This is a genomic window from Photorhabdus thracensis, assembly GCF_001010285.1.
Taxonomy (GTDB): domain Bacteria; phylum Pseudomonadota; class Gammaproteobacteria; order Enterobacterales; family Enterobacteriaceae; genus Photorhabdus; species Photorhabdus temperata.
Map to the genome: position 1 here is coordinate 4,400,054 of NZ_CP011104.1, position 16,948 is coordinate 4,417,001.

The following is a 16,948-nucleotide window of genomic DNA, read 5'->3' on the forward strand; positions in this document are numbered from 1 at the left end:
TATAATCAAAGTTAATTAATGTAAAATACTAATTAATGTAAGTGGAAATTATTAATTTGTTTAATTATATATAAGTATTTATTTATTATTTTTTATGATAGGAGTCTTAATGAAGCCTCCATATTGAGTGAGCAGCAAGTAGGACCCCGGTTAGTTTTAGTGATTTATCTGATGACTGAAATGATAGGATGTGTTAATAAATCCTTTATAATTAATTAGATAAAAATGGGCAGGGGAGGTGGGATGAAAAAACAGGCGCTATAGAAGACAGTATTAAGAGGAAAGATATCTGATGTGGCATGATCCAACGCATTTCAGCCGCGTATTCAGGGATTGGTGCAACTGAATGACTACTGCGTGGCTGAAAATAAATTTATAAAATTATTTTATTTGTTTCTGATTGGTATTTGTATTGATGTCATCAGATTTTTCTTCTGACTGTGTATTGATCATTTCTTTCTCAGTGCAAACTTTGCTGTCACACCATTCGGTTTCTTTGATAATGGCAGGCAAACGTCGGGTCTTATCTAAGAGAAGACAGGTTACATCGGGTCGTGAATAGTGCCCGGCAGGGTCGGCAACCGATTTTGCTAAGGTAATCTCACTCAGATCGATATCTGCGTACAGTAACCCTTCTTCGTTAGGAGCTAATGGCTTAGCGAGTTGTTTGCCGTCTGGCCCGTAAATACAGGCATAGCCTCCACCGGTTTCAAGCAGAGATTTATGTGTTTCAGTCTTGCAGAGCATATCAATCATTTCTTGTGAAACCAGGGCACAGGCACCAATGAAGAAACATTGGCCTTCCAGTGCATATACACTACTGACAGCGGTATTCATTTCACCTGACAGGCCATGAACGCGCCCTTTATAGATAGAAAAACTTGGCCAGGAACCAACATGGATTTGTTCATCCTGAGCAAACATGGCGTATTTTGATAAAGGTTGAATATGCTCCCAGCAGTTCAGGGCACCAACTTTACCAAGAGCTGTCTCAGTAATACTTAAACCGCTGCCATCACCTTCACCAAAAATGGTTCTTTCTACATGAGTGGGTTTTAATTTTCTGCGTGCCAGTAACGTCTTACCTGTTTGGTCGATAATAGATTGGGAGATGTAAAGACTGCCTTTATCTTTTTCACTGAAACCGAGCACCACCATAATATTATTATCGGCAGCGGCCTGCTCAATTCTCTGATATTGCTTACTATCAAGAACTAATGAATTGTTGTGATATTGCTTGAAGAATTGCATGCCCCTTCGGTGCTGAGGGATCCCCACAAATCGGTGCTAATAAACCAGCACCATATTTCGGTAGACTCTTGTTAAGTGGTTAAGAGCATCATTCAGTGATATTTGCTTTAAAATCAGTGGGGAGTGTCGTAAGACGTTCTCCGCTAACGTCAGATATGAGATGACCCGCCGTGATTTGATACTGTTGGCCTGATATCTCAGATGTAATCCCTTATTCTCCACGTGATAACCAATCAGCCACAGGACGATTGTGCTCAGGGTTGCCAGTAAGCTCAGTACCCGCATTCTACCCGCAGAGCGACTGTGGCTGGCACGAAGACCAAATCCGAAACGCTCACTTTTTTCATCGCGGAAGTTTTGCTCTATCTGCATGCGACGACTGTATAACTTGATGATCTCCCGTGGCTTTAAATCATCTATACTACTGAAAATAAGCCAGGCTTCTTTTGCTGACTGCCGATACTCGTTGTCTGTTTTAGTATACATTGGCCTGCCTTTTGAACGTTTACTTTTCCGCCCTTTAGGTAATTTCTTGTATGTATAAAAATGACCATTAATACGGTTTTTCTTTTCTTTGACCAGCGTTCCCGCCCCCATGTATTTCGGCGTTATTGTTCCGGGACAGTCAGAGATTTTCAGCCATATTTCAGGACTATCTGCCAGGTGAAATTGAACGTTATTCCTGATCCGCCCAATAAAATCCCAGCCTAATGAGGCAATATGTCGAAACCATGGACTCTTAAATCCTGCGTCTGTGACGATGATGACTCTGGCATCGGAAGAGACGGCTTTAGCGAGGGAATCAAGAAACTGATTTTGTATTAAGGTGTTATTTTGTTTTTCCGAGGATACAACCCAACTCAATAACGGCATTGCCCGACCGTCGCAAAGAAGGCTGGCACGAAGCACATGATACTCCTGCGATGGATAACCGCTCCAGTCCACAGCAATAACGCAAAGAGGCAACTGACGAGTTATCATGGCAGTAATATTATTAAAAATCGCAGGAATATCGTTGTGAAGAGCGGTGTTTCCTAACAGGCGATCAACCCTTTTTATCTTGTTTTTGACCTGAGCCTGTCCGGGCAAAAAACGTCCAATACTGGTTAGCGTAAGAGAAGCGCCATTAATCAAAGCCATAGTGGCATCGATTAATGCATTCTGGCGATATTTATGAAACGGTGCTAAGGCATCTTTGAAGAAGTTGTGACATACTTTACGTGCAGGCATAGCAGTGACCTTATTGACTTGGTGGAACAATCAGTAGATCACACAACGCTATGCCTGTCTATTTTCTGGGGATTCCTCAGCACGGTTATCCAATACATTTACCGTGGGAGTGCCAGAATGTATGGTCGGATCGAAGGTGAATGTTATTTTATGCTCCTTGATTTGGTGAGTATCATATCTTTCCCCAACTCCTGTTTATTATTAAACTCCAAAGGGAATATATTAAAAACAGGTAATGACACAATCTATGTTTACAGGCTCATTTTATTCAGTAAACCTCTTATCTACACATGTTTTAAGCTAGAATAATCGAACGTTTTAATTTCCTCGTTAAAACCTGTCACTTGTTCAAAAATAAGCTTTGTAATTGAAGAAGGTCCCTGTCCTATTGCCTTTTTCATTAAAATATTATAGGGAAGAAGACTCGCTCTATCGGCGGAAGAATAATTCTTACATGTGTAAATCACTTGTCCACCTCGTTTTTCTCGTTGATATCCAAAATTGAGAAGACCTAATATTTCTCTCGCTGTAACTACATGGTATCCCTCTTCGTGATTCCATAAATTAGCAGGGGCTGCTGTTGACATTAGATGAAAATCTGCATGTCTATGAATACCACCAAGCACCCAACAATCATTAATTACACCAGACCATTTGTCTATTACCAGCATATTTCCATGGGCATTTTTGTTCCATAAATTCTCATTTATTCCTTTACCAAGTCCAAGTGGCTTAAGCCATTTTTCTTGCCAAAGATCATTAGCTCGACCAATTAACATAGGCCCCTTTGATAAAAGGGCTTTACGATAAACTAACCAGCAATACTCTGCTAAATCATTAAGATGATTCTTGTTTCTTCTATTGTTAGGGAACTCATTGGAAAGACTTTCATGAACAGTATTCTTATTTTGTTCCCATAAGAATGGGTTGTTCTTTTTTTTATAACCTAGTGACTCGAGATCTCGCCTTAATGTTAACATTTCATATTTTTTCATATTTCATACCAACCATTTATGATAAAAAAGTTATATTAAACAACACTAATTTCTATAGCCTGAGTTTATGAATCAATCTGACATTATTGCCTTTTTGAGCATAAGCCAATATTTTAAGCTTTATTCTAACTTCCTATTCTTTTTTCTTGTTAATATTAACCTCAACTAACATATATTAAATATACATAAAATTGTCAGTTGAGGTCTAAAAAGTCACGTCTAATCAGCATAGTAAATATTCGTCATTTGGTCTGTCTGTAGCTGATTTCTGAGTTTTTGTTCATTACCAATAATAGTCGGGCGATTTTTCCAGCTGTCGTATTCCCACCATTTTCCTAATTTGTCACGCATGTATGTTAACCAATGACCACTATATCTGTTTGTGGCTGCCATAAACTTACCGCTATCAATTCCTGGTGTGGGATCTTTAGATTCAATAAAATTGTATTTTCCGGTAGCAATTCCCTCCATGCCTGTGCCAATTTCGGCGATCAACTGACGTATTTCATCTTCCGGCAATCCAATATCTACGTACTGTTTATATACGGTGTCGCGAAAATCATTTAGATCAAGCTCTTTTCCCATGTAGTGGCAAAGAGCATAGTAACCACAATAACTTTTTTGTTCACCGGAATGTGGTTGTTTCAGGAAGAAGTCTTGAGGTTTTTCCTTTGGAAGTGAAAGGGGCCCATTAAAAGAGTCTGATGATGGTGGTATTCCGGCGGTATTTTTAGTACGTTGTGTGGGTACTATTTGAGAATTATCATGTTTAAACATTGGTAAATCCTCTGTAAATTGAATTTGTTATGTATAGAATTGTTACCCTGATAATCTAATGTTCCAATTATAGTCATGTAAATAAAGAGCGTTTTAATAAGATGAAGTGATATTGCTGCTTTTCATACCCAATTTTCTTACCTTATTAGTTTGTCCCCATTAGGCGTCGATTATGTGATTCAATCGTCTCTATAAATTTTGAGGTTGCACTATGAGTGTCACCGATATAATCCGCACTGATTATTCCCGCATGAGGGATCTTCTCAACAGCGTCAGACAAAATGGCATTATTTCTAGATAGGTAACTTTTTACCCCTGAAGTCAGTTGCCTACGTCCAATAGAAGCTACCGGGATGTTCGTCTGCATAACATTAAGTTTACCTTCAGGTGCAGGATTTGCATGAAACTCACTAAGGAATTTGGCTGTAGCCCCTGCGTTTGCTCGATTAGCCCACTTTGTGTGAACTTGTTCTTTATAGACCCAATGTGACTCAGCTCCGTCATAACCATGTACCATAATCCCGATGTTTTTTCCTTTGCTTAATAAATTAACCGTTGCTTCGCTTAAACTCGGTGCATCACTACGGGTAATAAGATTATTACGGTGATCTTCGAATACACTCGCTAAAAATATATCTGAAGCCGGCGTTCCAGAATCGGTGTTCTTTTTCTACTGTAAGCATAGGTACCTGCATCATGACTACCCAACATAGCTATCTGAGATAGCTGAGTATCAGCAGGTAATTCATTATGATTTACGAAAGTACGCCCATTCATGAAATGACCTGCGCTCCTGTTTTTTGGATCTGCATTTAATTCTAATGAATCGCTTTCATGATGAGTCCCATTCTTTGACTGTAGTGAGCGTCTTTTTTGCTTTTCTTTATATCCACGTCCCATATTATCACCTACTTATTAGTTTGAAGTAAGAAATATATTTCGTATAAATAGTATAGTTAGAGATTATCTTTAATGCAATAATTTACCCTACATTATAATTCTATCTGTTTTAACTTTTTGATTTAGTTCAGAAACACTTTCATCAATTGTTTTAAATATGCTTCCCAGATCCCTATTGATGATTTTGTCTTTTCAATTGTCATTCCGAAATAATGTGTTTCCTTGGAGATCATTATGTGGTTTTATAATTAGACTGCGAACATTATATTATCACCTATTAACTTTAATTAAAAAACATCTCAACAATGAATAATATATTAATTATATTCCGTCTTTACTTAATCGAGGAATGGGTTAAATAAGTATATCAATTGAATATGTTTTCATGGAATCATTATTTAATGTAAAATAGTAATTAATTATTTTGATTGAATAAATATAAATCTTAAATCTCAATTAGTTGATCGTAATTTTCTTCAGATATGAGAATTCTTGTGTCATTTATTTTAATAATTGCACTTTGATTACTTTTCCACTTCGAAATACTATCTTTTATTTTCTGTGAATAAGTTGGACTGGTAATGCCAGAAACTTCAAGAGTCAGGTTTTTATTCTCAAAATTTTCATTATCTATATTAGTGGGTTTAGTGGTCAGGTTTACTTTATTAAGAGCAAAGCGGACATCTTCTGTGCCACCTAAGTCAGCAAATAATTTATCAAATAAGGCTTGGTTTATTTGTGAGCTATCCAGACTTGATTTTTGATCTATATAAGCAGAAATCTGCTTAATGGGTTGCATATCATTATTCTTCTGAAGCATCACAGGAGCGGTAATTGAATATAATAAAGAAAGGCGAGGGCGATTACCGAGCGCTTGCCAAAAGTTACCTAGGCTATTTAGACTTTCTTGCGGTGGTATTACTCTGGTGTAGGCACCAGGAATATCAGGTAATTGTCGGTTGTTAATTAATGCATTCAAAATAGCTGTCATGACGTGTGCAGCTTGATTATTTGGCTGACTGTCTGGACTGGAGCCGTCACCTGATTCACTCGAATGCCAATAAGTAATTAAATAGTTATAGTTAATATTTACCCACCCTGGTAATAATGTGCTGGTCGCAGGGTTATAAAGCCTTGATTCGGCAGAACGTAATTGCAGATCTTCGTGTATATCATAGAGAAATATACTTACTGTCGGCGCTGATGGGATTGAGTTTACTTCTGGCAGATCAAAGCGGATATCAATTTTCTGACCAGAGATGCTTAAACGCTGAGATAAGATTTCATTTAATGCGTTATTAACCGCAATAATAGCATTATCAGGATTAATTATATTTGTCATATTAACTCCAATTTTATTTAATATTTAAAAAACCAACCGGCCAGTTTTATTCAATTCAAGGATAACTGCCCGCTCTATATGTTTATTTTCAATTCTTTCACCATTATCATCCACCGCTAACATTGATGATAATAAGGCAATATTTCTGATATTAGCTCCGGTTAGATCGGCTTGTTTAGCTAAATAATCAAAATCAAGCTCATCTGATAAATTAAGTTGTTCAGGCCAGATTGCTTGCCACATCTCTTTGCGTAAGACTTCATCGGGATAAGTGAAACGGGTAATAAAGGTAAAACGGCGGTTAAAAGCGCTATCCAAATGGTTGCGATTATTAGTGGCTAAGATCACCAGTCCGGGATAATTTTCCAGTCGTTGTAATAAATAAGAAACTTCAATATTGGCATGTCTGTCCTGAGCATCTTTGGTTTCACTGCGTTTGCCAAATAAAGCATCGGCTTCATCGAAAAACAATACGCCAGAGTCGGCTTCGGCGAGATCGAAAATCCGGGAGATGTTTTTTTCAGTTTCACCGATGTATTTATTCACCACGGTGGAAAGATCCACCTTAATCAAATCAACCCCAAGATGCCCGGCAATCACTTCTGCGGCCATCGTTTTTCCGGTCCCTGATTCACCGTAAAATAGAGCGCTAATACCGGTGCCATAACCTATTTTCTCCTGAAAGCCTGCGTTTAATACTTGGTCACGGTAATTAATGGCGGCAATGATTTCTTCTAACTGTTGAGTTAATGCATCTGAAATCACTAAGTCATTAAAACTACGTTTGGGGGTGATTCGTTGAGCCAATTTGCCGAAATTCTGTTGAGCACGAAAACTTAATGCCTTACGTAAGTCCGCTTCTTCTAATTGACCTTCCGGTTGTCGCAGGGCCTGGTATTGATAAGCTTCTGTAAGAATTAGCGGTAATGTTTCCGGTGTAAATGAAAAACGCTGACATAGCTGAGTAATATTCATTTCCTGAACGATATTATCCGGCAGATTTTCTTTCAACATGGCTTGCTTATCCGCCAGAGTAGTTACCGGCATCTCAATTTGTACCATTGGTAGGTGTTTAATCCATACTAATGAATCTCCCGGTTCTGCCAGGCAAACCACTCTCAATTTTGGTTGATTCAACAGGGTGGATAATTCGCGGTGCAATATTTTCTTTTCCTCTGCCAGTAAAGAAAAGTTGCGAATTAATAAGCAGGCGTCGTGTAGCCGGGCTTCCCTTATTACGCCTGTTAGTAGGTCAGATATTGTGGCGGTATTCTCTTCGTCTGGCAGACGGGCTAAATCAAGGATTAAGGTATTGATGCCATGAAACGCCATAATATTACTCACTGCCAGCTCTCTGGCGCTGTCTTGTTTTCCTCTGAGTATCACCAGCGGGCGTATTTCGTCCGTTTCATTTAACAATATCTTTTCAAGTGAATGATAAAGGGTTGGTGGATACCGAGTATGTGGGGCAGGGTGACACCAGTAAGCACAAGTTATCAAGGGAGGTAAAACGACTCGCTGACCTGATAAAAAATGCCAGACTGCACTGTGAGTTAAAAATTGAGTTTGTAGCCAAATGGGCTCCTCTTGGTTATTGAGTCGTAATAAATGGTGACTAATTAACGGTGTTTGCGGTAAAAAGCTGTTTTGTAGTAATTGCCGATCACTTTGACGTTGACTAAATAATTCAATGGATAAAGCAAAACTGGGCCACTGTTTTTTACTGTTGCCGTGCAGAACAGCAAACAGTGCATGATAACGGCTGTCAAAATGGGGCAGCAGGCCCAATAGTAAAGCATCGCGCTCAAATTCAGTGAGTTCAAAACGTTCGATTAACAGTGATAATGCACCGGAGGTAGAATTACCTTCTATTTCTGCATTACCAACGATATTATTCGTTTTTAGCCAATGAGGAATTCCCTGTGGTTCCGCCAAACGTTGATTCACTTCGTCTTCGGTCAGTAAGAAACTTTCCGGTAAGGAATCGAACCAGTCTCTTTTTTGGTAGTAGTTACGTTGTAATAGCAGATCGATACGTTCCAGATGGGGATAAATCCAGTTTAATTCTGCTACCATATCGTGGTTATTTGTTAGTGGGAAATTCATATAAACCTTTTAAATGTTTTGCCAGTCGATCTGTAAAGGGCGATCCAACCAGGGAAGTTTGGCGATATTGAGAGGCCAAGGCCAATTGGCTAACAGCGCATCAAATGGCTGAGGCTGTATCGTGATTTTGATTTCCTGCTCATCGACCAGTAATTCACCCGGTCGTTGTAAAAATAACTGGCGGGCATCATTGCGGCTTAACTTTTTCCAACTGGGAAGTTGACGAATAATAGCATCTAGCCATTGTTCTGTTATTAACTGCTTTTCTGGTTCAATAGAGAGTGATTCCGTATCTTCATTGGCCGTTAGCCCACACAGAACGCGATTTAGCACCTTTTGTTCTGTCTGTATTTCTTCGGTTCCCCAAATGAGATAATCAAGGAGATCAACCGCGCTGAATTGGGCTTGACGATGGATAAATTTTTGCTTTTCAAGTAAACCAAATCGATTAAACAAGGCGGGTAATATTGGCCAAAGAACCAATATCCCCGCATTACTTACTTGACGTGGCAGGGCTTGTTCAGATAAGAAAGTCGGCTCAAAGTGTGGTTTGTTATTAGGTCGAAGTGGATTGCGATTATCTTCTCCTGTAACGGATGTATTATCTAGTGTTGAAAATATTTGCCGATTTTCTGATTCAGTGTCAGAGCCATTTTTATCTATCTTGTTTGGAATAAAGCGTTCCGACAGATATCGGTATTCCTCAATTGATAGATGTTTTTTACAGAGTTGTAGAACAGGGGCTATTTGCCAGAGTTGCTTTAGCCAACCATTTAGTGGGGTATTGTGGGCTATGGCTATAGATTGGCGAAATAGCGTAATAACAGGTTCTGTGTTAAGTTTGCTGCTATTTAATTCAGCCGTGATGCGTGAGATAACTTTATCATCGGATTTGGGTATTTCCTGTATGTTATGCCGCTGTATATATCCCAGTGCATTGAATATCAGTTGTTCGGAGGAGACAAGCTCCTCCTGATATTGTGATTTGGTTGTTTTTTCTGTTAATTTACCATTAATGGCGGTTAATAAAGCCGGTTTCCTGATAGCCAGAAGTCTTTGCAGGCTGTGTTCAGATAAACAGCTTTTTGCCAATAATAGTGTCCATTTGTTTTGTGCCTGTGCTAATTGATTGATGATTTGTTTAATATTAATATCGGTTATTTCACCATTCTTCATTTTCTCCATTGGGTTTAATGTGGAATCTTTTTGATGTAAATAATGGATAAAATCATCAACATTAATTGAATTATTATCGTGTAATAAAGATAATTTACCAGTAGTTTTCTGCGATATGGATTCTTCCGAAAAGACATTTTCCTCCTCATTATTTATCTGATATTGGCTCAATGCCTTACTTAAAGCAGCATTGAGCCGAACAGGAAACAGTGAGTTAAAGTCATATAAGTTTACTTCTCCAAGATTTATAGATAGTGTTTCTAAATATATATTCTGATCAATGTTATGTTGGTTAAAACATGAGTTTATTAGTCTGTTTATATTTGATTGATTAAGTAGGGAGCCATGTAATACGCTTTTAGCTGCTTGTTGATTATTAGCTTCAATATTAATAGTAATTTGATTTAATAGATTTGGCTCCAGAGTCATATTAGTATTTCCTTTTTGATTAATAAAGAATAGATGATTTAAATTTCCTGAGTGAAATAAAATCAAAGTTTCATAATAAAGGCTAATAAATAATAGGGAGGAATAACATTAACGCTATGATTATGTTTGAGGGGATTTACCGTTGCTGTTGCCGCGTGATTATGTCCTCTTCCATCTCCTATTTTTGATGTATACGCATATGATACAGTGGGGAGATCTACGTCATGCCCCTGTTTAACTTGAGCCATAACATTATTAGAATCATGGTCATTATTGATTGCTATCTGAGTTTGGCCATAGAAGAGAGATTCATGAAAATGACCATATTTCATTCCATAATTGTAAGAGTAAGCCATACCACCGATATGTTTATGTGCAGGTATTTGTAATTCCGTTAATGTAGTATTTTCTACAGTAATATTTACAGAAATGTCAGTTTGTGTTGTATATAAGGTATAGCTTTTCTCATCGTTGCTTCCATGGGCTTTATGACTGCTTTTCCCTGTTTCAGAAATATCGTCACCACACATAATAAAACGGTTTGTTAAATCTGGAGTATCGTTATTACCATCACAAAATGCCCAACCTTGAGGTACTACTGAGCCAGAAAACATCACAATCATTCCTCTGGGTAATACTGTCTCGAGATTAATACTAACACCTTCTGAATTAACAGTGATACCGTTACCCGCTTTAACCATTAGTCTGCCGTTACTATCCAGTTCTAGGGCTGAATTTTGGTTATCGGTTTGATCAGGCGCTTTCCCGATTGCTTTTCGCCCCATATCAGCAATATCAATCAAGTCGGCAAAATCCGTCTGTAACGGAATACTGCCTTCTTTAAAACGATCTTTTAATTCACTTGCTGCTTTATTAGTAACTTTTTCTGGGCTTTCTTTTGCGCTCATTTTTATCACCTTATATTATATGTAGTATTTGGTTGCTTTATTTTAAATATCTCGTAACTATTACTGTGTAACGAAATGAAAATAAGAAGAGATATTTAATAGATAGGTCTTATATATGAATTAATGTTGTTCATAGTGGAGATGTATTAATTTATCTATTGTTAAAAACGAATTAATATTTACTATTATTTTTGCTAAGGCTAATGTTGACTGAATATTTTTGGTACATATAATAACTGATTATCTTCTATTACCTTTCCGTTCCATTCATCTTCATGATTCCCAATCACTTTAATCCGTTGTTCTTCGGTGGCAATTCGCATACGGCCGATACCTGTTTCAATGGACGGTCGCTTACCTAGGGTTAAGGTTTCTAAAATTCTATACGCTTCTTGCCCTAAAGAGGCTCTATTGTTTTGCCAACGTTTATAGGAACAGGCAAAATCCTCAAAGTGATCTTGTGATAACCAATGAATGATTATTGAAATATGGGCTGGAAATTCAGCTAAAATCTCAGTTTTCACCCAAGATTCCAGTTTGTAAGGATCGAAGCTGCCATTCTTAATGAGCTGGCGATTAATCACGACACTCACTGCAAATGAAAAGCGATCGGTCTTGGCATATTTTTCGCTGGAGAAATACCAGCGATAGAATTTGGCGTTTGCTTCTGACGGAAAAGAAGTCTGTGAGTCTCCATTTTCATTTAGTCTAAGTAATATCCGGCCTTCAATGCGATCAAATTCAACTACCTGTGCTGTAAATGGTTTAGTAGGATTTGGAGTCTCCTTAGATGATTCAAGAGCTCCATCTGGTGTAATTGCATATTTCAGAGTGATTTCGTCTTTCTCTTTGATCATTGTAGGGAACGGGGTTTGGGGATTGGAGATAATCCAACGTTCGTTGTCTTGGTGTTCCTTATCGTCATAAGTCAGTTGATAATCCATATCGTTCATCCATACTGAGCTATTACGCCAGAGTAGATTTTGGTCTGTAACTGCCTGCTTTACTCTTTCCAGATCGAGCTTCAGAGCGGTGCTATTGGCGGTGTTAAGGCAGAATGTCTCTTCTGTCACCTCAGTGATTATTTGGTTCCATAATGTAAATCCTCTATCACCCTCGACAATCAGGTCAATCATTTGACCAGGCAATAATTGGCCTATCGTATCTTTTCGTGTGATCCATAATTGATCACCTCTAACTTGCAGAGAATCAGGCTTTTGCCCAGTATTGAATATCGTGTTGGGTTTTACCGGCAAAAGTTGACGATGTTCAATTAAATAAAAAGGGAGTTTATTTAGCTCTGGATTTTTTTTGAAACACTCTTCTCCCAAGCCAAGACGAGCAGCAATACGTTTTTGCAGTGCCGATACTTTATCAATACGAATATTATTACGATGATAGGCTAGGTCAGGTTGTTGAGCCAAATACTCACGTTGGGTAAATATAAAATTTTTATAATTTTCAGCTTTTAAGTTTGGTATTATTGGCATGGCTGTTTGCTGAACCCCAAAATATCTCAATAGATAATCTAGGATTGTCAGCTCTTTTTTATAGTTGTGATTGTCACCTTTATTCTCGATTTGAGAATCACTATCGAGCTTTTCTTTTAAATTAGATTCTATATCCTGATGGATTTTTTGACCTACTGTATTGGTCTTAAAAGGCAACTGAGCGCCATGTACAATATTTTCCCGTTGTTTAAATGCTAATAATTTTGGCAGTAAAGCGAGTTCGGCACAGCCATTAGCCAGCATTTGTTCAAAAGGCAGCATAAATTGATGTAATTTTGCTTGCTGCGGTGGATCTGAGTTTATTTGAAATCCATAGCAGGCGGGTAATTTATTGCTCACCGGGTGATAATTCTGTACCTTACGATGCTTGCCCCATTTTAATAATTCTGACTTTGTATGAATAAGAGGCTCTGTAATTATTTTGTCTGCTATTTGTTCTTTAGTAACGACGACTTTAATCCCGTTTTTAGCAGTAATGGTAAGTGGGCTTTCTTCTGAAGTAATCAAATCTAATGAATCTTCCTTCCATAGTCTGGGGTAGTACCCCAGCCTGATTTCCCAGGACCAATTATCATTTGATAACTTAGAAATTTTTACATTGGAATCATCCAATGTAAATTTAGTAATATTTTTCACCCCTTTTATAGCCAATAACTGATTAACCAGAGGACTTAGATTTAATACTGTGGGGCGGGTATAATCTTTAGTTTGAGGTAACTCTGGTATCCAACCGTGACGTAAATAAGGGCCTTCAAATATCTGTTCATTACTGTAACCTTTTTCAATCATGTCCTGTGTGGTATAGCGTAATGGCTTTTCAAGTACCATTTGTTCCACCGTCATATAAACTTTAGCGACTATATCAGCAATATCTTTGGCATCATCGTCAAGTTGAATCTCTATTTTTAATAATAAATCGATTGGCTCCAGCCAAATAATTTTACTGACGAGCTCTCCCAAGTTACGGTTGTCTCTTAGGAAGTTTTCTAAGCTTTCCTGAGCCTGCGTTTTATCAGTTTCAGTTTCTCGGCTAGGAGTTAAATAAAGCCAATAGTTTCCTCTTAGTGTTAATTGTTCGCTGTTTGAGGTTTTCGTGAAACTGTATTCACGTTTTTCTTTGTTGTACCAGTATTCATAGCGTTCACTTTCAGGCTCACGAATGAGCTGTGCATCATTAAAGAAAAAATAACCATTAATAGTGTTGTCGCCATGTAAGTCCAATAGAGCCCGGCGATAATCTTCTGCGGTAATTGGGCCACAAGTCAATATTTGTTGTGGGCCAAATTCTTCGGGAAAAATACCATCGTTAAGTGTCTGCTCCTCATTTTTGGGCGTAAGCAGATCTTGGAGTGGCAGTGAGTGACGGTAGGCCAGATCGGATGTACCATAACAACAAGCTTCTAATAAAGTGATACCGGGATCATTCTCACCTGTATTATTCCAGCATTGGCCGGATTGTTGTTCAATAACGGCTTTTGCTTGGGCGAGTAAGGTATCAAAGGTAATATCGTCTTTAATGATAGGAAACAGGGTATCTTGATTATTCATTTGTCAGTTCCTTGGTTTGAGGAAGTTTTTCCGGCCAAACTAAAATCAGCACTTCATTATCGTTAGCTTCTATACTTTTACCAACGGCACCAGTGAGTTCGCCTTTTTTCAAAGTTAAGTCAGTGACTCTTTCAATCAGAGGTGATTGTTGAATCGTGGCTAATAACTGGTAGTAGTCAATGTGATTACCTGGCGTTACGCCGATAGTAATATTTTCTCCCCACGGCATATATTTCTGACTTAATTCTTGTTGTAGTTGATGATGTCCATAATCGGGGTTAACGCCCGAAATAAATACAACTTGATAATTCACCTTGACGTTGACGTAGGTTGGATTCGTGATCTCAATAGTTGTCCAGGGGCTACTTAATCGATCTATCCATTCGGCCATTTCTGTCAACTGGGACGGATTCAGCTCTGGGCGTAGCGCATCATTATTATCTCTATAACGGTTGTTGGGGATTACAATCAATTGTCGCTTTTCCGGTGCAGGAATCTTAGTTAATTCACTGGCGGAAGGATGTTTGACATCAAATAAGCTGACAAAATTCTCTTTTAGTAAGGTGACAATATCACTCCAGCTCAACACCCGGTTACGATGGGAGAGTCGGGCAGGAACCCGTGCGAGAAATGCTTGTTCTGTTTCTTTTGGGCGACCGTTCCAGGATGCCCAAGGTTGAGTCACCTCGCTGATGGCAACAGATGTATTGACTGGTTGTTTAATGTTGTCGGCTGCCAACTTGTTGATAAGGTGATTTTGCTCGACAGTTTCGGTGTTGATTAATGTGGCAGTTGTAGCGTTGTATAACAACCCTTTAATCTCGGGATAATGTTTAACTTCATTCATCTGTGCCTTTATCCAATACCGTCCCGTCGGCATTTGAGATGCTTGATTTGAGGCATCCTGAGGTAATAGGGCACTCCAACTTCCTTTAGCAAACAGATTGCGGGTTTTGTCGTGAATTGGCTGAGCTAGTGGCTGCCAAGTATTATTTTTATTTAGATAAAACCAAGATAAAGGGAGTTCTCTAATACCTTCTAATTGCCAGTATAGAGATAAAGTTTGCCCCGGTAATACATCGGTAAAACCTAAATAAAATGTGTCATTGCTCAATGACGGCGTTTCTGCGTTTGTTTTGTCCCAGCCAAAAGGAGTTAGGGGATAAACGGAATATTGTTCGGCTTTAACTTCTGCTTTGAATTCAATTTCTAACTCGCTGATTTGTGGGGTATAGGGTGGGTTCTTACCTTCTGATGATTGCTTGTATTGAGAATGCATAAAATCCTGTTTATCCAATTTTATGCGTATTGATGCAGGCCAGTTATTAGGTGATGGGCTGTCTGCAACAAGATAATTCATTGTTGGTAAAGTGAAAGTTAGACTTTTTCCTTGTAGTTTTTTATCTTTATCTTCACTAAATAATACTTGAGCGTCATTAAGCTTGTCTTCCGTTTTTTGAGAAGTGACTAAATAACCCTGTACTTTAAATACGTCATTTGTAGTAATCGTGGGCTGATTTTGAGGGTTCTTATACCCCTTATACCACTCTTTAAAACTCTCTTTGGGCAATCCAACCCATTGAGGAATAATAGTGAGTGTTGCATTTTCAGTGCCATACCATTCCGGGGCAACCAAATTAAAACCAGAAACTAATGTCGGTGATTGACCAAAAGGGAAGCTGGTTGTATTTGTTTGTTCAATACCGTCGTCAGAAGCATAGAGCACATTGTGGTTGCCGTTAATACTGATCTCAATACTTTTAATCTTGGGTAGAATAATTCCTTGAGTGGTACTCAGTTTTAAGACCGGTACATCAAATGTCATATTATCAAGGTTGTCTGGAGGGCTGATACGAGCGTCCTTAGCTGATAAGTAAAGTTTAAGATGTGTGTTATTTTCTTTTTCTACCAACAAGGAAAGCCAATCATTTCCCGAACTGATTTTAGCGGCGATGTGATCAGAATTATCCGTCCATTCTTTTTCCAGTATGATTTTAATACTACGTTTTCCTTTTGACATAGCAAATAAAGAAGAGGTAATCAGATATCCAGACAGGACCGGGGTATCACTAGGGGTTGGGCTAAAAAGCTTAATACCGTTTTCAGGTAATTTAATGTTATCTGAAAGGTTAAGGGGTATTGCAGATTTCCAGCCATCGTTATTTTTCCGATACCAACGCAGATCGGTCAGTTTCCCTTGGTTCGCTAATAGATCAGCATCTGATGCATATTGTAATGGGTTTCCGGTGCTATCCTGCCCAGCATCAAACAGGGTTCCTTTAGGGATAAGATATTCTGGGTTGTCTGAATTCAGGGTAATGCCTATGGCGACGCTATCCGCTTGTGCATTTCTCGGTTTCAGTCCCAATAATTCCCGGTAATAAAGATCACGATGCCGTGCCGGGAAGGTATTGAATAACACTTTGGTCGTTTCTAATAGCTTTAAAAAAGCCAGGACAAAAGCTTGATGTGCCGGTAAATGACTATTTGCTTTATTGGCATTATGGTAAATATCTGCTAATTTCTCAGGATTATTTTCCTGAATAAAATAGAAGCTATCCCAGAATTTTTCTTTCTCTTGACCGAAAGGTATTTTCTTAGAGTATTCTTGTAGCCAGTTTAAAATATCCAGCGTACTTTTTTCATCAAGTTTAAATTCTGTATCTGGTATGATAGCGGCGAGTTTATTTTTTAATTCGGTGAGTCCCATATTATACCACCTATTATTTGAATATATTTCTGATATCTTTTTACAGAATAAGATCGTTATTTAAT

Annotated in this window: 12 protein-coding genes; all 12 read right to left on the reverse strand. The window is 38.3% G+C overall.

Features of this window, described 5'->3' with window-relative positions:
- Nucleotides 1–381 precede the first annotated feature (381 nt).
- On the reverse strand, nucleotides 382–1,251 hold the full coding sequence (locus tag VY86_RS19200; RefSeq protein WP_228939890.1) for a carbon-nitrogen hydrolase family protein: 870 nt from the start codon (nucleotides 1,249–1,251) through the stop codon (nucleotides 382–384).
- Between the two features lie 36 nt (nucleotides 1,252–1,287).
- Nucleotides 1,288–2,481, reverse strand: a complete 1,194-nt coding sequence (locus VY86_RS19205) for an IS4 family transposase (protein WP_046976152.1) — start codon at nucleotides 2,479–2,481, stop codon at nucleotides 1,288–1,290.
- A 284-nt stretch (nucleotides 2,482–2,765) separates the two neighbouring features.
- Entirely contained in the window at nucleotides 2,766–3,476 is a 711-nt protein-coding gene (locus VY86_RS19210; protein ID WP_046976153.1) for a hypothetical protein, read from the reverse strand.
- 219 nt (nucleotides 3,477–3,695) lie between these two features.
- Nucleotides 3,696–4,253, reverse strand: a complete 558-nt coding sequence (locus tag VY86_RS19215) for a hypothetical protein (RefSeq protein WP_046976154.1) — start codon at nucleotides 4,251–4,253, stop codon at nucleotides 3,696–3,698.
- 145 nt (nucleotides 4,254–4,398) lie between these two features.
- On the reverse strand, nucleotides 4,399–4,620 hold the full coding sequence (locus tag VY86_RS25205) for a hypothetical protein (RefSeq protein WP_162200379.1): 222 nt from the start codon (nucleotides 4,618–4,620) through the stop codon (nucleotides 4,399–4,401).
- 257 nt (nucleotides 4,621–4,877) lie between these two features.
- A complete protein-coding gene (locus VY86_RS19225; RefSeq protein ID WP_046976156.1) occupies nucleotides 4,878–5,153 on the reverse strand; it encodes a hypothetical protein in 276 nt (91 codons plus the stop codon).
- Between the two features lie 445 nt (nucleotides 5,154–5,598).
- Nucleotides 5,599–6,495, reverse strand: a complete 897-nt coding sequence (locus VY86_RS19230; RefSeq protein WP_046976157.1) for a Pvc16 family protein — start codon at nucleotides 6,493–6,495, stop codon at nucleotides 5,599–5,601.
- A 24-nt stretch (nucleotides 6,496–6,519) separates the two neighbouring features.
- Nucleotides 6,520–8,601 (reverse strand): ATP-binding protein, encoded by a 2,082-nt coding sequence (locus VY86_RS19235; RefSeq protein WP_046976158.1) that lies wholly within the window; start codon nucleotides 8,599–8,601, stop codon nucleotides 6,520–6,522.
- Between the two features lie 9 nt (nucleotides 8,602–8,610).
- Nucleotides 8,611–10,206, reverse strand: coding sequence for a contractile injection system tape measure protein (locus VY86_RS19240; protein ID WP_046976159.1), 1,596 nt, complete (start codon nucleotides 10,204–10,206; stop codon nucleotides 8,611–8,613).
- 62 nt (nucleotides 10,207–10,268) lie between these two features.
- Nucleotides 10,269–11,114, reverse strand: coding sequence for a tail fiber protein (locus tag VY86_RS19245; protein WP_046976160.1), 846 nt, complete (start codon nucleotides 11,112–11,114; stop codon nucleotides 10,269–10,271).
- Nucleotides 11,115–11,314: 200 nt separating this feature from the next.
- A complete protein-coding gene (locus VY86_RS19250; RefSeq protein ID WP_046976161.1) occupies nucleotides 11,315–14,173 on the reverse strand; it encodes a hypothetical protein in 2,859 nt (952 codons plus the stop codon).
- Nucleotides 14,166–16,883 (reverse strand): hypothetical protein, encoded by a 2,718-nt coding sequence (locus VY86_RS19255; protein ID WP_046976162.1) that lies wholly within the window; start codon nucleotides 16,881–16,883, stop codon nucleotides 14,166–14,168. The genes VY86_RS19250 and VY86_RS19255 overlap by 8 nt, the downstream gene beginning before the upstream one ends.
- Between the last annotated feature and the right edge of the window lie 65 nt (nucleotides 16,884–16,948).